At 40.2% G+C, this 19946-nt stretch carries 16 protein-coding genes, 4 pseudogenes and 1 riboswitch; of the genes and pseudogenes, 11 read left to right on the forward strand and 9 right to left on the reverse strand.

The window, feature by feature from the left end; genetic code table 11:
• Positions 1 to 38: 38 nt before the first annotated feature.
• Positions 39 to 1882 (reverse strand): annotated as a pseudogene (locus ACU8V8_RS06315) (TonB-dependent receptor plug domain-containing protein).
• A 162-nt stretch (positions 1883 to 2044) separates the two neighbouring features.
• On the opposite strand from ACU8V8_RS06315, the gene ACU8V8_RS06320 reads away from it, so the two are divergent.
• Positions 2045 to 2545, forward strand: coding sequence for a peptide-methionine (S)-S-oxide reductase (locus tag ACU8V8_RS06320; protein ID WP_446889173.1), 501 nt, complete (start codon positions 2045 to 2047; stop codon positions 2543 to 2545).
• Between the two features lie 70 nt (positions 2546 to 2615).
• Here the strand turns inward: ACU8V8_RS06320 and ACU8V8_RS06325 are convergent, their stop codons facing one another.
• From ACU8V8_RS06325 to ACU8V8_RS06340, 4 genes and pseudogenes are all read right to left on the reverse strand, one after another.
• Positions 2616 to 3164, reverse strand: coding sequence for a DUF4136 domain-containing protein (locus ACU8V8_RS06325; protein ID WP_446889174.1), 549 nt, complete (start codon positions 3162 to 3164; stop codon positions 2616 to 2618).
• Positions 3165 to 3333: 169 nt separating this feature from the next.
• Positions 3334 to 6112, reverse strand: a pseudogene (locus ACU8V8_RS06330) (ATPase).
• Positions 6112 to 6657, reverse strand: a complete 546-nt coding sequence (locus tag ACU8V8_RS06335) for a condensin complex protein MksE (protein WP_446889175.1) — start codon at positions 6655 to 6657, stop codon at positions 6112 to 6114. The pseudogene ACU8V8_RS06330 and the gene ACU8V8_RS06335 overlap by 1 nt, the downstream one beginning before the upstream one ends.
• 5 nt (positions 6658 to 6662) lie before the next feature.
• Positions 6663 to 7943, reverse strand: a complete 1281-nt coding sequence (locus tag ACU8V8_RS06340; protein ID WP_446889176.1) for a hypothetical protein — start codon at positions 7941 to 7943, stop codon at positions 6663 to 6665.
• Positions 7944 to 8102: 159 nt separating this feature from the next.
• Between ACU8V8_RS06340 and nhaD the strand changes: the two genes are divergently transcribed.
• Together nhaD and lysC are read left to right on the forward strand one after the other, a co-directional pair.
• On the forward strand, positions 8103 to 9350 hold the full coding sequence (nhaD, locus tag ACU8V8_RS06345; RefSeq protein WP_446889596.1) for a sodium:proton antiporter NhaD: 1248 nt from the start codon (positions 8103 to 8105) through the stop codon (positions 9348 to 9350).
• Positions 9351 to 9464: 114 nt separating this feature from the next.
• A riboswitch (Lysine riboswitch) is annotated at positions 9465 to 9636 on the forward strand.
• A 76-nt stretch (positions 9637 to 9712) separates the two neighbouring features.
• Positions 9713 to 11112 (forward strand): annotated as a pseudogene (lysC, locus tag ACU8V8_RS06350) (lysine-sensitive aspartokinase 3).
• On the opposite strand, the gene ACU8V8_RS06355 reads toward lysC, so the two are convergent.
• Entirely contained in the window at positions 11086 to 11835 is a 750-nt protein-coding gene (locus ACU8V8_RS06355; RefSeq protein WP_446889177.1) for a 4'-phosphopantetheinyl transferase family protein, read from the reverse strand. The pseudogene lysC and the gene ACU8V8_RS06355 sit on opposite strands and share 27 nt — an antisense overlap.
• Before the next feature lie 153 nt (positions 11836 to 11988).
• Between ACU8V8_RS06355 and ACU8V8_RS06360 the strand changes: the two genes are divergently transcribed.
• From ACU8V8_RS06360 to ACU8V8_RS06370, 3 genes are all read left to right on the forward strand, one after another.
• Positions 11989 to 13311, forward strand: a complete 1323-nt coding sequence (locus ACU8V8_RS06360) for a sodium-dependent transporter (protein WP_446889178.1) — start codon at positions 11989 to 11991, stop codon at positions 13309 to 13311.
• A gap of 116 nt (positions 13312 to 13427) precedes the next feature.
• Positions 13428 to 13766, forward strand: coding sequence for a biotin/lipoyl-containing protein (locus ACU8V8_RS06365; protein WP_446889179.1), 339 nt, complete (start codon positions 13428 to 13430; stop codon positions 13764 to 13766).
• Positions 13767 to 13853: 87 nt separating this feature from the next.
• Positions 13854 to 14321 carry a zinc-ribbon domain containing protein gene (locus ACU8V8_RS06370; RefSeq protein ID WP_446889180.1) on the forward strand — a complete coding sequence of 156 codons (468 nt, stop codon included), beginning with the start codon at positions 13854 to 13856 and terminating at the stop codon, positions 14319 to 14321.
• A gap of 118 nt (positions 14322 to 14439) precedes the next feature.
• Here ACU8V8_RS06370 and ACU8V8_RS06375 read toward each other — a convergent pair whose 3' ends face one another.
• Positions 14440 to 14610, reverse strand: a complete 171-nt coding sequence (locus ACU8V8_RS06375; protein WP_446889181.1) for a hypothetical protein — start codon at positions 14608 to 14610, stop codon at positions 14440 to 14442.
• Between the two features lie 470 nt (positions 14611 to 15080).
• Here ACU8V8_RS06375 and ACU8V8_RS06380 point away from each other — a divergent pair, with 470 nt between their 5' ends.
• The 4 genes and pseudogenes from ACU8V8_RS06380 to ACU8V8_RS06395 form a co-directional block, all read left to right on the forward strand.
• Entirely contained in the window at positions 15081 to 15764 is a 684-nt protein-coding gene (locus ACU8V8_RS06380) for a CsgG/HfaB family protein (RefSeq protein ID WP_008111383.1), read from the forward strand.
• Between the two features lie 48 nt (positions 15765 to 15812).
• Positions 15813 to 16109, forward strand: a complete 297-nt coding sequence (locus tag ACU8V8_RS06385; RefSeq protein WP_446889597.1) for a DUF4810 domain-containing protein — start codon at positions 15813 to 15815, stop codon at positions 16107 to 16109.
• A 1-nt stretch (position 16110) separates the two neighbouring features.
• Complete coding sequence (locus ACU8V8_RS06390; protein ID WP_008111381.1) at positions 16111 to 16791, forward strand: DUF799 domain-containing protein; 681 nt, start codon at positions 16111 to 16113, stop codon at positions 16789 to 16791.
• 142 nt (positions 16792 to 16933) lie between these two features.
• Positions 16934 to 17041, forward strand: a pseudogene (locus tag ACU8V8_RS06395) (energy transducer TonB); the annotation flags it as partial.
• Positions 17042 to 17334: 293 nt separating this feature from the next.
• On the opposite strand, the gene ACU8V8_RS06400 reads toward ACU8V8_RS06395, so the two are convergent.
• Entirely contained in the window at positions 17335 to 18315 is a 981-nt protein-coding gene (locus ACU8V8_RS06400) for a 2-hydroxyacid dehydrogenase (protein WP_446889598.1), read from the reverse strand.
• Complete coding sequence (locus ACU8V8_RS06405; RefSeq protein WP_446889182.1) at positions 18281 to 18802, reverse strand: glutathione peroxidase; 522 nt, start codon at positions 18800 to 18802, stop codon at positions 18281 to 18283. Before ACU8V8_RS06405 ends, ACU8V8_RS06400 begins: the two co-directional genes overlap by 35 nt.
• A 122-nt stretch (positions 18803 to 18924) precedes the next feature.
• Between ACU8V8_RS06405 and ACU8V8_RS06410 the strand changes: the two genes are divergently transcribed.
• Positions 18925 to 19806 carry an NAD(P)-dependent oxidoreductase gene (locus ACU8V8_RS06410; protein WP_446889183.1) on the forward strand — a complete coding sequence of 294 codons (882 nt, stop codon included), beginning with the start codon at positions 18925 to 18927 and terminating at the stop codon, positions 19804 to 19806.
• Positions 19807 to 19946: the final 140 nt, after the last annotated feature.

A 19946-nucleotide genomic window follows, 5' to 3' on the forward strand; every position in this document is an offset into this window, starting at 1 on the left:
CGCGTTTTTAACGCGGTTTTTGACATATATTTTTTACTTTACCAGTTATAAGTCGCACTTAAAGTATATTGTTCGCCGCGACCTGGTGTACCAGGAATTTCTTCAAACGATTCACCCCATAAATTATCAGCAGCAAGCGTAATAAATAAGTTATCAAGCCCCGTTGGTATTAGTTTTAAGGTTAAGTGGGTAAAGAACGCCGAATCATCGCCACTGCGTAATGCATTTTCATGCTGCTTACGCCACTCGTTATCAATACGAAACTCTAACATGTCAGTAGGCGTCCACACTGCGCCGAGTGTTATACGATGATCAGGAAAGTTAAGAGCATAAAAACTGGCGTCAATTTCTTCTGCGCCATATGTTTCTGATTTATGTAGGTAAGTATAACTTGTAATCAATTCAACAGTATCGAACTGCTTCGTGGCTAAAAGTTCGATGCCAGAAGTATCAATATCTACTGGGTTTGCAGCACGGGCAAATACTGAATCGAAGCTGTAAGTCCAGTCAGTTAAGTTGTCATCTTGACGATAAAATAAGGCAGAATTTAATTGCCAAGTTTGCTGTTCAAGTAACAAACCGAGCTCTAGATTTTGTGTGGTTTCGCGCTCAAGGTTATAGTTACTTCTAAATAAACCACCTGACTCACTGCCACCAATCGCCGTATAACCTGCCACTTGGCTTGCTTGCGCAAAGGATAAATAAACAGTGCGTTCTGTTCCATTAGTATTTACTGTGTTCCAGTTTATATCACCCATTAACGAAAGTTCAGAATCATCTCTATTAGTATCATCATAAGCTGCCCCTAAACGAACAGTCAGCAATTGATTATTGGCAATAGCTGTTTGATATTCAGGTAACACACTTATTTTATAGTAATTACGAGAGGTGAAGTTATTTTCAAGGGTGGTTGATTCTATTGAGTCTTCAATAAATTGAGCCGAGTAGTTTAAAGCAAATGAGTGATTTTGAGCATGACGTCCTGAAAAACCAATCGATTTAACTTCGGTCTCATGAAAAGCCTCAAAGGCACTTGGGTTTTCACGAGAATATATATAATGATCGTTATTCTTACGATAATAAGCCGATACTTCAAATGAGCTATCAGCGGCATAGTTTTGCTGATGATTAACTAAAAACAGTTCAGTGTCTAAGTCTTCAGTTTCATTTACCCCAAAAGGGGTGTACATATTTGGCCAACCAAAAAACTTTTGCTGTGAGCCATAAAAAATATCAGTTTGTGACTGTGGGCCGACTAGTTGTACGCGGCCTGATACACGGCTAAAGTCATGATCGCCATACTCTATAGTACCGTCACTTTGTGAGTGCGAATATTCACCTTGAAAGCCTAACTGCCAATCGTTCATTCCTTCAAGAGGAGTACTAATGCCTGCATTAACACTTTGTAGATTAAAGTCGTTATTACCAACGCCTAAAGAAGCACTGCCGCCGGTGTTGATTGGTGTCCATCCAAAAGCAACTGTTTCTACCGAGCTATTCATGCCATTAAAAGCATTATCAACGCCAGTATAAATTTTAGCACCACTAAGCATTTGTGGGGCAATAGGGATTTCAGCAAAGTAGTGCCCCGATTGTGGATCGAATAAAGTCACGCTACCAACACTAAAACCAGTGTTTTCAAAATCCCGCCACGTATAGTGACATCGGCTTGTGCCTCAGCCATATTACGTGATTGTAAATCAACTCGTGGGTCATACTCTAAATTTGACACTGGTGCATCGAAAGTGCCCACAGGTAGTTGATTTGCTGTGGCGGAGGAGTGCACTGTTATTTGTTCAATATCATCAGTGTTATTTGTGGCCAGGGTGAGTGTTGAAAAATTACATAAGATGGCTGGTATTGCTAGGTGTACAGTTTTGATCACGTTAAAATCTCTTTGCGCTTTTAATTATAGTGGTGTGATTATTTGTTGTTATCATATTTATTACGTTGTTAGTACGCGTTTTAAATAGAGCGCTATTGTATCTTAATGAGAGAAAATTGCATTTGATAATCATTCATGTCTATTCACATAGGTTGATATATGAACACATTACATAACACCAATTTAGAAACCGTTTATTTTGCTGGCGGCTGCTTGTGGGGAGTGCAAGAGTTTATTAAGCATTTACCGGGTGTCGTGGTGACAGAAGCTGGGCGTGCCAATGGTATCAGCAGTAATACAGCCGGTGAGTATGATGGTTATGCTGAATGTGTGAAGGTGGTTTTTGATGCCGGTAAAGTTGAGCTCAACAGTTTAATCGAATACTTTTTTGAAATTATCGACCCTTACAGCATTAACAAGCAAGGCGATGATATTGGTCCGAAATACCGCACAGCCATTTATAGTAAACAGCCAACACACCTAACCATAGCGCGAGATTATATCAACCAACGTGATGATGCCGCTAAAGTCGTAGTCGAAGTGCAACCATTAACAAACTACGTTGCAAGCGATCCCGAGCATCAAGACCGCTTAACCAACTTCCCCGATGATTACTGCCACATACCGCATGATCTTTTGTATAAGTATAAAATGGATTAAATTTAAATTTGTTCAGAAACAAAAAAGCTCACTAAAAAGTGAGCTTTTTTATAAAATTAGTTATAGCAGTTTATTGTGCAAGTTTTTCTGGTGGAAAACCACTTAGAATAGTCGCAACAGCTTCTTGAACTGCTTTGTTACGCTGTTCAGGCGTTTGTTTTTTCTGTAGGCGACCTTCACGAGCACCGCGCCAAACAAGCTGATTAGAGGCACGATCAACAACATCAATAACTAAAGTACCTACATCATATTCATGGGTTGTTGTTTGTGTGTTATAACCCATACCCCAGTAATTCCAACGTGCGCCATAACCTACCTTAAATGTATCAACATCAACTTTAGTATCAACAGAGGCATGATAGTTAATTAATACATCTGCTGAGGCTTCGTCGGCAAGTGTCATACCGTGTGCTTGTAATTGTGTATTTACCGCTTCACGCACACGTTTTTCCATCAATGGGCTGATTTGATAATTATCCGCGTTAGCCAAAGTCGCTTGTGGAAACCAAGCAAACGTTTTGTAGTTACCAAAGTCCACAGATTTGTCGTAATCAATATCAGGGGTTTTTGCACAGGCTGCAAGTAGTAATACAGCAGTTGCAATTAGTATATTTTTCATGGAGTTTGCTCCTTGGCAAATTTAATGACTATTCGTTGGATAACATAACATAGAATGAATTCAAGGAAATGTTATTTTTTACCTGTAATTTGTATAAACGATAAGTACTGATCAGTTTAGTCGTCCTTGACTGAATGATATATTAATTTATAGAAACGTCGCTCTTATCTTATTGGTGCTCGACTTCTATCCAGTCTTTTTCATCTACCCAGTTCTGGGCGCCGTCTTTAACCGATCTAATTGGTACAATGTAATCACAACTAATCTGTGGTTTAACAGAGGCAAATATAGGCACAAAGCCAAAGCTTAGTGCGGTTTCAATAATTGCTTTTTGGTTTTGCGGGTCAATATCGGCCGCTTCATCGATATAAATAGGTATACGGTAAAGATTTTGTTCTTGGTCGCTTAATAAATAACGAATAAACAACATGCCGCATAATAATTTAATCGTAATACGAGTACCGTTAGAGCCGGCCGAATCGATTTTATCAAAATGCTCTGTCTCACCTGCACGATTAACTACTTCAAAGCGAATATCAAATAAGTCGGTTAGGGTTAAACCGGCTTTATCTGAGGCCAGTTGAATTAAGTGGTCTTTTGCTTCATTTACCGCGCTTTCGCTGTAAGGTTCTTGGCTTAATAAATCAAGGGTGTCGCCTTGCTCAAACTGATTGGAAGTGCTGATAATGGTATCAATACTATCAACCAGCATTTTGCGCGGTATAACATTAATTTTGAACGCTTGTAGGTTTGAAATGCGGTGCTGACTGATGCCTTTATTAAAGCTATTCATTTCGCGGCGCAAGCGGTCTAAGTCTTCACGCAAGCCTTTAATGGTTGCCGCAACTTCAGTCAGTGCAACACGGGCTTGGCGCTCAACTGCATCACGTTCGTTATCAATATTATGAAATGCGCTGATCAGTTTCTGGTATTTAGTAAACTCATCGTTTTCGTTATCAAACTTAGTGATGCCTGCATTATAAATGTGCAAATAGGTATTTCGAACGTTGATATCAAAATTACGTAGCTCTTGGCAGTCTTTATTAAAGTGATGGACTAAATCGCTCAAGTTGTCAAAGTCGATATGAATATCAATCATATAAGGGGTGACTTTGCCACTGTATAAATCAAGGGTATGGTCGATTCTCTCAGATTTAACTTGGCGCAGGCGATCAGCTTGACGTGATAGTAAATCCTTTTTAGATTTAATAATTGAGCGTCTGTCTGCGATTGAGCCACTATTTTTTTTGAATATCTTGTAAGTACTCATCAACCTGATCGCGCTCGGCGACTAACTGCTCTTTCAGCATGGCTTGAGCGTCAATTGACTGCAACATCACCTCATATTGCTCAAAGCGTTTCAGTGCACTTTCGCAGCTCATTAGCTCATCGTATAGGGCATCTTTTTCTTTTTGTTTATCAGCAACATTTGCAGCTACTTCGCGCTGCTGTTTAAATTCTTTTAATGAATTTTCAAGGGCGCTTAGCTGCGCTGTCAGTTGCTCTTTATTCTCGCCTGTTTGCATTTGCACAACAGAGAGCTTTTTCAATTTAATGGTCGCGCCGGGCAGGGTAAGTACGCCGCCTTTTACGTTATCAGATAATTGCGTTAAAAATTCGCCAAATGCATCTTCATCGCTGATATCAATATCACCACTGCTGGTGGTGGCAAACGAGAGAATATCAGGGTTTAAAATACGTGAAATTTCTTCCACTTCTTTGAGCGATAAATCTTCACGCATTCGGGTGAACAAATTAAATTCAAGGTTTTTAAGTTGCAGTTTTAAACTTTTAATTTGCTTTTGGGTTTCGCTGATACGGTAATCAAGGGTGTGTAAACTTTGCCCTTGAGCACTATTTATTGAATGCGATAGTGACTCGTAATCTTGTTTTAACTGGCCAAGGCTCACTTTAAGCGTTGCCATATTAACCAGTTCAAACTCTGCTTTTAGTGCATTAAAGTCTAAAAACCATTGTTCAATTTGAGTCTGCTTACGTTCTATATCACGCGATTGCTGAACGTAGAGCTGCTGCTTTTGTTCAAACTCATGTTTTTCGTGTTCAATGTCCTCAAGGGCAACATTGAGTTCGCTAAGTTGTGCTTCTTGGTAAGTATCAAAGTCTATTAACGCTTGGTCAATTTTAGGGGCGTAAGCGGCCAATTTCCCTTTGAGTACGGTTTGATTTTCAAGCATAGATTCAAGGGCGCTAATTGGCTCTTGCATTGACTCAAGGGCTTTTAATTCACGTTTTGCGCGATTTACTTTATCAAATGAGCGGCGCCATACTTCATAAAAGTCGACTTTCGAATTTGACATATGGCGTTCAAACACACGGAGCATAAAACGTTTAACATCGGCAGCGCCAAGCTTGTGTAAGTTTAAGATCCGGCGGAATATTTCTTTATAAATCGCCGAATCTTGCACATTATTAAGCGGGATCATTTTTAAATTAATGTCGCCATCAAACGGCGTTGCGCCGCCTGTTAGTAAAGCATTGAGCTCTTGGGCTTTGAGTTCAATCGGGTTAAAGCCTTGCTCTTTTAAGTGATTAAACAGCTTGGTGAACTTAATAATAGTTTTGCCCTGAGTGTATTGCTCAAGCTCCAGTTTGCCTTGATAACAAAAAAACTGATGGGCGTAACCGGCAATTTTCCCAAGACCCGCAACACCGATGACCACAGGGCCTTGCGGTAAGTTTGCTTCTAGTAAAATGTAAGATTGATCTGATGAGAAATAAAACTTACGGGTTTCATCTAGATCATGACCGTCCCATTCGGTAAGGCGTAAATCATTGATAAGTGGAAACTGCAGAGCATTAATAACCGAACTTTTACCGGTATTATTTGGCGCGCAAATAGAGCTACTTTTATCAAGCGGGATCACACATTTGGCATAACCGGCGGTGTTTAATAATGCGAGCTTACTGAGGCCGTATAGGTTTTTCATTATTCGTCCTCTCCAATATAGGTTTCTTCATTTACTTCCATTAATGCATCGATGTAGCGGTAAATTGGGGCTTGTAACATAAAACCGCCTTCAACTTCACGGGCAAGGCCGAGTCGGATCATGCGTAAATACACATCTTTACGTAAATCTGATCCCGAAAAAATCTCGAGTTGATCAAACAAATGTTTGTTCATCTGCACTAAGGTTTGCATCAACTCTAAATCGTTCACTTCATCAAATAGTGCACGCATAGGATCTTTGCCGGTATTGGCATAATGCTCAATTAATATATAAACGGTGAGTGCGATTGCGCGAGAGATTTTCCCCATGTTTGGTGTACTTTCGTCACTGGCAAAATAATAAAAACCGCGGCTATCGTGTTGTAAGTCATGGCCGAGAGAGTTAAATAGCGCACTGTATTGCTCAATGTGTTGATCAAGCTCTTGCCACATTAAAGTGTCTTGCTCACTAATATGATAACCCGTTACCAGTTTTTTATTGATGGCTTGTAGGTGGGTTAATTCATCTAAATTAATTTGTGTCATAGAGGTTACTCATTCCCTGTTTGGTTATGCTTGGGATCAACAGGCTTTGTATTAAATGGAAAGAGTGAAAAGTGTTGTCCGGCGATTTTAACTCGCATTTTTTCATCGCTTTGGCTGATTTCTATATCAGTATCGCTAATTAATTTTTGATATAAAAACAGCATTTCGTCGGCTTCAAGTTCTGGATAACTTTCACCAAGAAAAGTTAATAAAGGCTCGGGTTTTTTACGTTTAGCATTAAAACGCTTTTTAAAGCTAGTTTTAACATTGTTATAATCTGGAATGTTGGGTGTAACATATGCGGGCACATCTTGTTGGTCAGGCAATTCATATTCACTATGTTCAAATTCCACCAAGCCTGCCATGTAGGCTACCATGTGACGTTGCTGGCCCAGTGAAAAACGCTGAGCATCAGAGACAAAATGCGGTTGTACATTACTTAGCATGTTATCTACGCCATTTTTACGAATTAAGCCAAGTACTTTAGCTGCTTGGCGGGTGATCATATTATTACGGCGTAATTCTTCACGCAGGGGCATGAGCATATCGGCACTTTTGCGTAAGCTCTCGCGTCCAACAAGGTGCATCTCTAAGATACGCGTACGTAATTGCTCTAGCATACGTTTATCTTGATATGCTTTACCGGAGCGTTCGATGTGCGCGATCTGTGTACTTATTTGCTCTTCAATGGTACTAAAGCAAGCATGAAAATCACCACGAATATCCACCATTTCGAGCATAGGCTCAATATATTCATCAAAGGCTTCAATCACCGCCTTATAGCGCTTTTGCAACGATTGCACCGCGTTGTTGGCTTTTGCTTGCTCCACAATATTTAAAATGGCATTTTCGTTGTGGGCAAACAGTTTCATTATTTTACGGACCCGGTCATCCATAATGCGGCTAAAGCGACGTAATTCATCGTAATCTTCAATTTCACCAGCATTGGCTAAGCGGTTGCCTAAGCGAGCAAGGTCATCAACTAATACACTGATCTCTTGCGCAAGCCCCAAATGTTCTTCTTGCAATAAAAAGGTCGCAAAGTCGGCAATTGCACGGTTAATTTCCAGCTGGGACGATTTAGCTAGAGGTATAATAATATCTTGATTTAAAAGCCGGTTGGTTTCTTTGTAAATACGTTCGTTTGACCAAGTTGGTTGTTTTTGTTTGATCGCATTTTGTACGTCTTTCAAGCTAAAATCAGCCATTTTAAAACGTTTAAATAATAGTTCTAACATCCCCCAATGTTCTGTCAGGGTATTTAGTAACTTTTTAGCTGGGATCATAACGCTCCAGTACTTCTCATTTAGGCTGAATCAGCGATTGTTATAAAATAGGTAATTGGCAATAGTTTTACAATGCCTTTGGTGCTAGACTGCGCGCCGTGTCACATAAGTGACATAAGAATGCAATTTTTACATTTTTCTAAAGGTTGTTCAAACACCATGGTAACGTCAATTATCCTAACCCTGATAACGCTTGCATTCGTGCTCATCGTTATAGAGGATATTATCCATGTAAACAAGGCCAAAACCACGCTTTTCTTTGGTACTTTATGCTGGATTATCTTATTTATCTCGCCACTCAACGGGCAAAGCCCCGAAAATGTACAACACCAACTTGATCACAATATTTTAGAGATTGCCACTCTATGGTTGTTTTTAATGGCTGCAATGACTTTTGTTGCCTACTTGAACTCCAAAGGTTTTATCCAAAATATTGTGCACAGAGTGATGCCTAGTGCCATTAGTGAACGTAAGCTGATGTTTTTAATTGGTGGCTTTTCCTTTTTATTTTCGTCGATTTCAGACAATATTACCGCCACGCTTATCTCGCTTGCGGTGGTGATGTCGTTAAAACTCGATCCGAAAAAGCTTATTAAATACGCTACTTTGATTGTCTTTAGTGTTAACTCTGGTGGGGTGTCGCTGATAACTGGTGATGTAACTACCTTGATGATTTTCCTTGATGGCAAAGTCAGTATTGCTAATTTGCTACTGCTTATTGTACCGGCATTGGCGAGTGTTGCTCTGCTGGCGATTATGTTGTCGTTTGGCTTAAATGGTGCCGTCGAGTTTACTAAGCAAGAAGAGCGGCGTATTGAAAAAACCGATATCACCATCGCGGTTATTTTCTTATCAACTATTATAGCTACATTAACGCTTAGCGTACTTTACCATGTACCGCCGTTGTTGACCTTTTTGTTTGGTTTGTCACTTATGTTTTTAACTGCACAGTTTTTAATGCGCAAAAAAGACGTAAACAAAAAAATCATCGATTACATCCGTGAAATAGAATACGACACTTTACTATTTTTTGTTGGTGTGCTGTTACTCGTTGGTGCATTAAAAGAAGTGGGTATGCTTAGTAAATTCACTAACTTATATGAGCTAATGCCAGCGCAATATGCAAATTACCTCATGGGTATTCTATCAGCTGCGGTTGATAACGTGCCGCTAACAGCTGCATTGTTAAAAGCCGATATCATAATGAGCCCGCAGCAGTGGCTGTCGTTTACCTATGCTACAGGTGTGGGTGGGTCTATGCTTATTATAGGTTCGGCCGCGGGTATTATTGCCATGAGCAAAGTAAAAGCGCTGACCTTTATGAGCTATTTACGTATGTCGGTTTATTTATTAATTGCTTATACGGTGGGTTATGTTGGCTCTTATGTTGCCGGGAGTTTTATTTAATCGTACGAGATTTAATAAAACAACTTGACAGCTAGACGTCTAAACGATAACTTTCAAAGCCCGCTTTATAGCGGGCTTTGTTATTTTAACCACTAATTTAAAGTAGTTAATCTAACATTCAGAAGAGGTGCGATATTTAGGTACTTAATGTGAAGCGACGTTTGCTTTTGATCATTAAGGAGGGAAATACTCGCCGAGAAGAACAACTGACGTCACAGTGGTTTTTCGGTTTATGGGGCTGAATCCTCAAAACTGTCACCAATTTAGGTGGAGAGCTTCTGGCAGTGGACTTTTCTTATCAAGCACCCCCTTGCCAAGTTCTTCTTGTATTATCGTGGTTAAATGCCACAACAGGAGACGACATGAATACCCAAGTAGTTACAAATAACACGCAACAATTAAGCAATGCAAAATCAGATTACGTTGTCGCTAAATTTGGTGGTACAAGCGTAGCTAATTTTGACGCTATGAGCCGTTGTAGTGAAATTATTGTAGCTGATAACACAGTGCGCGTTGTGGCTGTGAGTGCCAGCGCAGGTGTAACAAACCACCTCGTTGCTTTATGCAAAAAGACTTAACTGCCCAAGAGCGTAGCGAACACATTAATGGTGTGGTTGCTATCCAAGACGCCATTTTAAATGAACTATCGCTTGATGCTGATTTAGCACATGGTTTTACTGAAACAATTAAAGCGTTTAAATCGCTTGCCAGCGAAACGCTTAAATCTAAGCAACAACACGATGAATTATTAAGCTTTGGTGAGCGTTTATCGTCGTATTTATTTACTCAAGTATTACGCCTAAATGGCTTAGATGCGGTGCGTTTTGATGTACGCCAAGTATTAAAAACTGATAGCCAGTTCTCAAAAGCAACGCCAGATGTAGAAGCGACTGCAATGGCGGCAAAAGCGCATTTAATCCCCTTATTAAAAGAACATGTTGTCGTTACCCAAGGTTTTATTGGTAGTGATGCTCATGGGCAAACAACTACCCTTGGCCGTGGAGGTTCAGATTACAGCGCGGCGTTATTAGCAGAGGCTGTCAACGCGAAAAGTGTACACATTTGGACAGACGTTGTGGGTATCTTTAGCACCGATCCGCGTTTGTGCGTAAAAGCCACACCAATTGCCCGCTTAAGCTTTGATGAAGCAGCCGAAATGGCGACCTTTGGCGCAAAAGTTTTGCACCCAGCAACAATTTTACCCGCTAGTAGAAGCCATATTAGTGTATTTGTAGGCTCTAGTCGTGAGCCTGAGCGTGGTGGTACGTGGATCGAACGTGAAAAGTCGCAAATACCTGGTATTCGTGCTGTCACGCAACGTAAAAACCAAATTTTGTTGACCTTGAAAAGCCCTGAAATGCTGTTAGCCAGTGGTTTCTTAGCGCGTGTATTTACTATATTAAGTGAGTTTAATATTTCGGTTGATTTAGTGACAACCTCTGAAATCAGTGTGGCAATTACTCTTGATAATGCACCAAATGCTTCTCGTCCTGAGCTTGATCAAGATTGCTTAGATAAACTCGCTGAATTTTGTCATGTGTCGGTTGAAAATAACCTAACGCTGGTGGCGCTTATTGGCTCACAAATTCAGCTTCGCCAACAAGAAGTTAATTTAATGAATGTGCTTAGCGACTTTAATATTCGTTTAATCTGTCATGGTGCGAGCAAACATAATTTATGCTTTTTAGTTGAGCAAGCAGAGTCAGACTTAGTTGTTCAAGCTATTCACAGCCGCTTACTTGAGCTCGAAAGCGCTGCATAATTGCTGTAAATCAGTGATATAAAAGCACTGCCAGTCAGTGCTTTTTTTATTCACGATAGTTATGTCAAAGCCTTCAAATACCGTGCTTTTAGCATTTAAATTAGCTGTTGCGAGCTCGGTGAAAACATGTGGACTGAGTAGCTGCGCAATAGGGCGGCTAGTCGCTTTGGCGAGTGCTTCTTTTAACGTCCAAATCCTAAAAAAACGCTGAGCGGCACATTGCTCATTTGCGGTGATTGAGTCGACTTCTTGCTGGTGATAAAAATGCTTAGCCAATTTTTCAAACGGGCGTTTCAAGCTTATCTTCTCAATATCAAAACCAAATTCGACCTGCTCAATATTCAGCGCTGCTCCAACAAAACCGTTCGAATGAGATAAACAACTACTCAAAACGGTATTCGTGTTTTTTATATGCAATAAAAGTTTGCTGCTATGCTCATCAAATTCAGAGCTTATGTGATGAGCGGGTGTATCGGCAAATTCAGTAAAACAGTGTTTAACTAAAAATTTAAGCAATAAACGCGTGGCAAGGTACTCTTGTTTTGCTTTACAGCTTTTTCTGCGTTCAATAACCGCTTGCTCAAATGGGCTGAGTAAATTATCTAATGCGAAATCAGCAAAGTTAATAGACTCTGCGTTCAACAATAAAACGCTTTGTGCATTAATCTCAGAGGCACTAAATGGGTTTACAGTCAGGTACTGATCAAAGTATTGGTTAGGCATAAAGTCCAGATGGCTAGCAGTGAAAATATAAAAGCTGGGTATAAAGTGCGCATTTACTAATGGTCTGCGCCAGCATTGACAAATTTATTACTCAGTCGCTGTGAAATATGGTTTAATTCACAATAATGAAAAATAATAACAGATAGTAGATGTATGGCACAATTGCGTGATGGTTTTCAAAGCCGCCTTGGTTTTGTTTTAGCGGCGTCTGGCGCTGCGGTTGGTTTAGGTAATATTTGGGGTTTTCCTACGCAAGCGGCGAATCACGGTGGCGGTGCATTTTTACTGGTTTATTTTATCGTAATATTTTTGTTGGCAGTGCCTGCTTTATACACTGAGCTGTTTTTAGGTCATCAAGCCCAAGCGAATCCAGTTAAAGCACTTAAAAACGCATGGCAAGATCAAGCACCAAAAGTAGGGGCTGCTGCTGGCTATTTAGGCTTAGCTGGCGCCATAGTGATGCTAAGTTTTTATTCGATTGTTGCCGGATGGATGATAGCTTACGCCCTTGAACCCATTGCTACTTTCTTTGGTTTTACTCAGGTAAGTCAATTTCTACAAACAGACTCTACAGCGCGTAATTTTGTATTTACGCCGCTAATGCTCATTTTGACTGCCAGCATTATTTTAAAAGGGGTTAAATCGGGAATTGAAACCTGGTCTCGTCGCTTAATGCCTATGTTGTTGGTTTTATTAGTCGGTTTAATTTTTTACATTGCCACGCTTGATGGCGCAAGTGAAGGCTTTGCAGCCTACTTGGTTCCTGATTTTAGCCAAGTGTTTGAGCCTAATTTAATTATAGCGGCTATGGGGCAGGCGTTTTTCTCCTTATCATTAGGAGTGGGTTGTATGATGATTTATGGCTCTTACTTACAGCCTGATGCCAATTTACCACGATTAACCGCATCGGTAGCTTTGCTTGATACAGGGGTAGCATTTTTAGCTGGGTTATTAATTATTCCAGCCATTTATGTGGCTCAGCACAACGGAGTACAAGTATTTAGTGATGGCAAACTCGTTGGCGAGGCACAACTTATTTTTGCAATTTTACCCCAGCTATTTAATACCATGGGCGAAATAGGTTTAGCGGTTGGGCTATTGTTTTTCGTACTCATGTCGATAGCCTCACTGACCTCGACCATTTCATCAACTGAAATTCCTGTGGCCTTCTTAGTTGAAAATCATCAAGTTGAGCGTAAATCAGCAACCTTAATGGTTAGTCTAACGGTATTGGCTGCATCGTCATTAATCATCTTTAATTTTGATTGGTTATTTGGTTTAGTGATTATGGTGTTAACGCAATACCAACTGCCATTAATGGGCTTGTTTTATTTTGTTACGGTAGGCTGGTTGTGGCGCCGTGGCAACCAATTGCATCAAGCAAGCAGTGGTTTTAAGTTTTGGTTTGCTCAGTATATTCGCTTTGTGTGCCCAATTTTAATGACCGCCGTGTTTGCTAACGTGGCGTTTGGGTAATAACTTAGCCGTCAGCCGTCAGCCGTCAGCCGTCAGCCGTCAGCCGTCAGCCGTCAGCCGTCAGCCGTCAGCCGTCAGCCGTCAGTTTTGAGTGGTATTACACCCAAGGAGGGATTATGAACAAAGAAGTTAAAGTACCAACTTTGCCTGATTCGGTAACAACAGCAAAAATAACTAACCTTTATGTTAATGAAGGTCAACTAGTCTATGTAGACGATGTACTGTTTGATGTTGAAACAGATAAAGTCGTGTTAGAAGTGATGGCAGACTGTAATGGCATTATTGAGAATATAACGATTGCTAATGGCGATGCCGTTACTTGCGAGCAAGTTGTGATGACTGTTAAACAGCTTGCCGACATTGAAATGCCAGCACGGCCTAAAGCTCAAAGCGCCAATAACAACACAAGCGACTTGGCAGAACCAAGCAGCGGTTACTCCTCCATTGTTTTCTAAATTTAATGTAAGTTTGATAATTGCACTAGCAGTAGGGGCTTTAGCTGTCCTTTTTGTGCTGGGTAATTAGCTGCTATGGTCAATTATGTGAACCACCCACTATATGGCAGCGAGCCAATTCCCTCTGGTAATAGCTATACAAAGCAAGAAATCGATAATGCCCATTGGCGATACGAAAGCGTGCGTTACTATCCAGAAACAGCAATCCCCGCTGTTATCGAGAAACAAAGTTACTGTGTATATCCAAGGCAACTCTATGTTGATATACAAGAGCTGTGTGTTGATTGTCACAGAGCATTTATATTTTTTGCCAAAGAGCAGCAATACTGGTTTGAACAATTAAAGTTTTGGATTGATGCACATGCAATCAAGTGTTTTGAATGCAGAAAGAAAACCCGCGCAATAAACCGGCTGCAAATTAGCTATGCAAAATTAATCATTACAGAACATCGCACGCCAGAGGAAACTCAATTGCTCAAGTCTACAGCGCAACAACTGTTTGATTTAGGTGTGATCAACAAGATAAATAAACTAAACGCTATTCGCAAAATGTAGTAGGCGTATTTAAGTGACTTAAGTGGTTGATTTATAACAGCCGATAAACAGGGCTTAACCAAACCTGATAGTCAGAAGTATGTCAATTGCAGACGTTGAGGAGTTTTAATGTCTGAAGTCAAGATTTGACCCCTTTGGCTTCTGAAGTCAAGATTTGACCCCTTTGGCTTCTGCCATGCCCCACGACTAAAGCACAGTGAGTTTGGTCAACATCAACACGAGTTTCTAAGCCTTCATTTTTAAATACCTCAGCCACATCGCTCATGGCATCAATAATATTGGTATGCATAAATTCCAGCGCTTCTGTTTTTGTGGCATAGCAATTAAATGCGATAAATGCTGCTGCCAGCCCACATCTTGGATACGCGACAAACTGCTTGGTGTAGCCTGATTAAGGTGCTGAATATTATCGCGTTTAATCACTTCCACACGCAGTGATTTAAATAACCCATGGACTACCCGACTTACCGCCTACCGAAATAGTCCTGCACTTACAGCCGCAATTAAATGATGCATCTAAAAAGTTAGCCGACAAAATCAGAGAAAATATTAATAGTATTTAAGCAATAGAAGTTAGTACTCATTAATGCTTGTTAACATCTACTAACAATGAAAAGTAATAATAATTGCATATTTATCGCTTTTTGTTTATAAATGGGCACGGAACGGATTCTTGAATAATGTCATAAGCTTATCAGTATAAGTACATCCCCAAGTGTTCGTTTAATTATTTACCCCCAACGAACATTGGAAAATTTCATGTTAAAAAATAAAAAACATTTAGCAACAGCCCTTATTGCTGCACTTGCAGCTGCCACTTTATCTGGTTGTGCAACTACTTCATCAAAAGCTATAGACACACCAACAGTCGCAACTTACAACACCACTTACTCTGGCACCAAGAGTAAATTAGTTGTGGGTCAGTTTGTAAATCGCTCAAGTTTTCAAAATGGTATATTTTCATCAGGCCAAGATCGCTTAGGTAGCCAAGCAAAAACAACCTTAATGAGCCACTTACAACAAACTAACCGTTTTAGTGTGCTGGATCGCGACAATATGCAAGCACTTGCAGAAGAAGCTAAATTAACAGGCGCAAAGCAAGTAATTAGCGGTGCAAAGTTTGTAGTAACTGGCGATGTAACTGAATTTGGCCGTAAAGCCATAGGTGATCGCCAATTATTCGGTTTACTAGGAAAAGGCAAATCACAAATTGCATACGCCAAAGTAACACTTAACATTGTTGATGTAACAACATCAGAAGTTATTTACTCAGTACAAGGTGCTGGCGAGTACAGCTTATCAGAGCGTGAAGTAGTTGGCTTTGGTAGCACAGCTTCATACGATGCAACATTAAACGGAAAAGTACTCGATTTAGCGATTCGTGAAGTGGTAAATAAACTAGTTACTGGTCTTGAATCGGGTCAATGGGGTAGTAAAGCATGAAAAAGCTAATCGCTACCGCTATAGTATGCGTCGCGCTTACTGGGTGTAATAACACCAAAGAACCTCTTTTATTATTACGGTGACTATAACAGCGCCGTTTATGCTTATTTAAAAGCAGATGAAGTTTCGGTTGAAGAGCAAATAACTATTCTAGAGCAGGTTATTGCTGATGCAGCTAATAACAGTAAAGCAATAGCACCAGGATTACATGCTCATTTAGGTATGCTGTATTTTGATACAGGCAATGCTGTGCAAGGTATTGCTCATTTTGAAACAGAAAAACAATTATTTCCTGAATCAGTTCAGTACATCGACTTTCTTCTAAAATCGGCAAAGGGTGCTTAATATGCGTTATTTAAAGCTAATCTCTATCGCAACATTATTAACAGCACTCGCAGGCTGTGTATCACCGCCACCGAGCCATGATTACAGTGCATTTAGACAAGCAGATCCTCATTCAATTCTTGTGTTGCCTCCTTTAAACAACACACCAGAAGTCATCGCGCCTTATAGCGTAATGACACAAATGATGACTCCTATCGCTGAATCAGGTTTTTATGTATTTCCTGTTGCGGTTGTTGATCAAACCTTTAAAGGTAATGGTTTAACGGTTGCAAACGATATTCACCAAGTGCCCGTTAAAAAGCTACATGATATTTTTGGTGCTGATTCAGCCTTATATATCAACATTGAAGAATACGGTACTAGCTACGTCGTTATTTCAAGTGAAACAGCGGTCACTGTATCAGCAAAACTTGTTGATTTACGCACTGGCGAAGTCCTATGGCAGGATAAGGCAAGAGCATCGTCTGCTGAGCAACAAAACAACAACACGGGTGGTGGCTTAGTCGGAATGCTAGTTGTTGCAGCTATTAATCAAATTGCTGAAACAGTGAGTGATAAAGGCTTTGAAATTGCTGCAATTACTTCTAATCGTTTACTTTCATCAGATACATACAATGGCTTATTGTATGGCCCACGCTCGCCAAACTACGGCCAGCCCGCGCTAAGTGAAAAGAAACAGTAATTTTTAATTAAATATACAAAAAGCCGAGTTAAATACTAACTCGGCTTTTTAATTAATTAAATTTTAAAACTATTTCACCCCTTTTCTATTTGCCAGCCGTTATAGCTCTGAAACAACATAATAAGTTAATTTGGAGCGGCTTATGCACACACTTGAATTTCCTAAAACCCCCATGTTCAAAACATCAACAGCTGTTATTGGCGGTGCTGTGATGACCTTTATTGCATTTGCCTTTATGCAATACTTAATTAGAGCCTTGAGGGTCAGAGCCTTGAGGGTCAAATCTTGACTTCAGACATCAAGCAACCTCGTAGTTCTTCGAATTGTAATTCAACCTTCTTATTTTCAATCATTAATACATTTAATCTACCCGTGTAAAACAGGACAGTCACAATTTATGCGCAATACCAACGGGGTTGAAATATATGCCTGTCCTTTTTTGAAGCCGATGTAACTAAACAGGCTTAGCAAAGTTCACGTGGTTGATTTTTCGTGCTTTGGTTTTTAACCTTTTATCTTTGACCTAGCACCTAAATAAACCCCTTATTTAACCTCATTACTCAGCGGCTGGTTATTAGCAAACTCAATCGCGTTATTAATGGTGGTTTGGGCTATTTCAGTCAATGCTTCTTTGGTGAAAAAACCTTGGTGCCCGGTGACTAATACGTTAGGAAAGCTTACTAAGCGTGAAAATATATCGTCTTGCATGATTTCGTCGCGGTGGTCTTTGAAAAATAATTCTGACTCTTGCTCGTAAACATCAAGGCCTAAGTAGCCAAGTTTTTTACTTTTGAGTGCGTTAATGCATGCTTTACTATCGACTAATGCACCGCGTGAGGTATTAATTAGCATCACGCCTGGTTTCATTTTACTAAAGGCATGCTCATTAATTATGTGGTGTGTTTGGTCGTTCAGTGGGCAATGTAATGAGATCACGTCACTTTGGCTTAGTAATGTATCAAGGTCGCAAAGTGTATAATCACCTTGTTCGGCGTAGGGGTCGCATACTAAAACGTTGGCACCAAAGCCGTTTAGAATGTTTACCAGCGCAAGGCCTATTTTACCACAGCCAATAATGCCAATGGTTTTTTTAAACAGGTTAAAACCAAGTAGACCATTTAAATCAAAGTTGTCTTCACGTATGCGATTGTAAGCTTTATGTGTTTTACGATTTAAAGTTAGCATTAATGCGATACAATGCTCTGCCACTGCTTCAGGGCTGTAAGCAGGTACGCGGCATACTTTTATATTGTGGGCTTTAGCAGCTGTTAAATCGACATTATTAAAGCCTGCACAGCGTAATAAAATACATTTAATACCTTGCGCTGCTAGTTGTTTAATTATTGCTTCATTAGCGAGATCATTTACAAATATGCATACAGCATCAAAACCTTTGCATAAAATGCTGCTTTGCTCAGTCAGCGCTTGTTCGAAATGAGTGATTGAAATGCTTGCTTGGTCTTGCAAGCATACATCAAAAGGGGCTTGCTCATATTTTTGCGAACTGAAAAGCGCTACTGTCATCTGATTCATTAAGGGTACTCTCTATTACCATTTTTAAGGTTTCGGGTTTGGTACGTGGTGCGTAACGCACTGACAACTGCCCCTCAGAGTTTACAAGAAATTTAGTGAAATTCCATTTTATGGCACGATTTTGTGCAATGCCTCTGGTGTGTGCTTTTAAGTAATTGAACAAAGGGTGTGCCTCAGGGCCATTCACCATTACTTTGCTAAATACAGGAAAACTCACACCAAATTGTTGTTGGTAGACGTCTTTCATGTTGGCGTTGTCAACGGGTTCATTATAATCAAATTGATTACATGGAAAAGCCAACACGATAAACCCTTGTGCTTTATATTGCTGATATAGTTTTTCAAGCGCACTTAATTGCACTGAAAAGTTACACTTACTAGCGGTGTTGGCGATTAAAATCGTTTTGCCTTTTAATTGGCTTAAAGAAAACTCTTCGCCATTATAAAGTGGGGCGCTAAATTGATAAATGCTATCCATAGTATACCTGCTGTGTGTCGTCCATGAAGAAAATTAATGAAGACTTTTTCATTCGCTTTTTGTCTATTCGATTGAGATAATAAATATATCTTTTTAAGTTACCACTGAAATAGGACAGTTTTATGTCAATGAAAGTCGCGTTTATCGGTTTAGGTGTTATGGGGTATCCAATGGCGGGTCATTTAGCCAATGCCGGACACACTGTTACTGTGTACAACCGCACCACAGCTAAAGCACAACAATGGGCACAACAGTACAAAGGTGATGTTGCTCTGACTCCAGCACTTGCAGCCAAAGGTGCTGATATTGTATTTATGTGTGTAGGCAATGACGACGATTTACGTTCAGTGGTTTATGGTGATGATGGTGTACTTGCAGGTATGGCAGTTGGCACTATTTTGGTTGATCACACAACCACCTCAGCTGAGGTGGCGCGTGAAGTGTCGGCAAAAGCCGCACTTAAGAATATTGCATTTATTGATGCACCGGTTTCTGGTGGTCAGGCTGGGGCTGAGAATGGTGTGTTAACGGTCATGGCTGGTGGAGATGAAGCCGTATTTGCAAAAGTACAGCCCGTTATGGCGGCTTTTAGTCGCTTTAGTCAATTACTGGGTGAAGTTGGCTCTGGTCAATTATGTAAAATGGTTAATCAAATTTGTATTGCAGGTGTTGTGCAAGGTTTGGCAGAGGGCTTACATTTTGCAAAGCAAGCAGGTCTTGATGGCGAAAAAGTAATTGAAACCATTTCAAAAGGGGCTGCTGGTTCGTGGCAAATGGAAAACCGTTATAAAACTATGTGGCAGGGTGAGTACGAATTTGGTTTTGCTGTCGATTGGATGCGAAAAGACTTAGGTATTGCGTTAGATGAAGCGAAAAACAACGGCGCTACCTTACCCATGACTGCAACCGTTGATCAATACTATGCGGATGTTCAGGCACTTGGTGGTGGGCGTTTTGATACATCAAGCTTATTAGCGCGTATTGAAGCACTGCATAAAAAGTAGACTATTAGATTATCGGATAACAAATCTATCATCAGCATGTAGTTAGTGGGTAGATGTGCTTTGTTATCCCTTAAATCTTCGCTTAGGTAATCACTGACCCAAACATTGTTTGGGTTTTTTTATGAAAATTAATTTTCCTT

It is taken from the genome of Pseudoalteromonas sp. SaAl2 (assembly GCF_052947895.1).

What these genes read in the sequence shown, in the direction of transcription:
- ACU8V8_RS06355 (WP_446889177.1), bottom strand. Translation starts at nt 11,835, where the DNA reads ATGCCTAACCAATACTTTGATCAGTACCTGACTGTAAACCCATTTAGT.
- ACU8V8_RS06405 (WP_446889182.1), bottom strand. Translation starts at nt 18,802, where the DNA reads ATGGATAGCATTTATCAATTTAGCGCCCCACTTTATAATGGCGAAGAG.
- nhaD (WP_446889596.1), top strand. Translation starts at nt 8,103, where the DNA reads ATGGTAACGTCAATTATCCTAACCCTGATAACGCTTGCATTCGTGCTC.
- ACU8V8_RS06340 (WP_446889176.1), bottom strand. Translation starts at nt 7,943, where the DNA reads ATGATCCCAGCTAAAAAGTTACTAAATACCCTGACAGAACATTGGGGG.
- ACU8V8_RS06365 (WP_446889179.1), top strand. Translation starts at nt 13,428, where the DNA reads ATGAACAAAGAAGTTAAAGTACCAACTTTGCCTGATTCGGTAACAACA.
- ACU8V8_RS06390 (WP_008111381.1), top strand. Translation starts at nt 16,111, where the DNA reads ATGCGTTATTTAAAGCTAATCTCTATCGCAACATTATTAACAGCACTC.
- ACU8V8_RS06410 (WP_446889183.1), top strand. Translation starts at nt 18,925, where the DNA reads ATGTCAATGAAAGTCGCGTTTATCGGTTTAGGTGTTATGGGGTATCCA.
- ACU8V8_RS06400 (WP_446889598.1), bottom strand. Translation starts at nt 18,315, where the DNA reads ATGACAGTAGCGCTTTTCAGTTCGCAAAAATATGAGCAAGCCCCTTTT.
- ACU8V8_RS06325 (WP_446889174.1), bottom strand. Translation starts at nt 3,164, where the DNA reads ATGAAAAATATACTAATTGCAACTGCTGTATTACTACTTGCAGCCTGT.
- ACU8V8_RS06335 (WP_446889175.1), bottom strand. Translation starts at nt 6,657, where the DNA reads ATGACACAAATTAATTTAGATGAATTAACCCACCTACAAGCCATCAAT.
- ACU8V8_RS06360 (WP_446889178.1), top strand. Translation starts at nt 11,989, where the DNA reads ATGGCACAATTGCGTGATGGTTTTCAAAGCCGCCTTGGTTTTGTTTTA.
- ACU8V8_RS06375 (WP_446889181.1), bottom strand. Translation starts at nt 14,610, where the DNA reads ATGCATACCAATATTATTGATGCCATGAGCGATGTGGCTGAGGTATTT.
- ACU8V8_RS06380 (WP_008111383.1), top strand. Translation starts at nt 15,081, where the DNA reads ATGTTAAAAAATAAAAAACATTTAGCAACAGCCCTTATTGCTGCACTT.
- ACU8V8_RS06320 (WP_446889173.1), top strand. Translation starts at nt 2,045, where the DNA reads ATGAACACATTACATAACACCAATTTAGAAACCGTTTATTTTGCTGGC.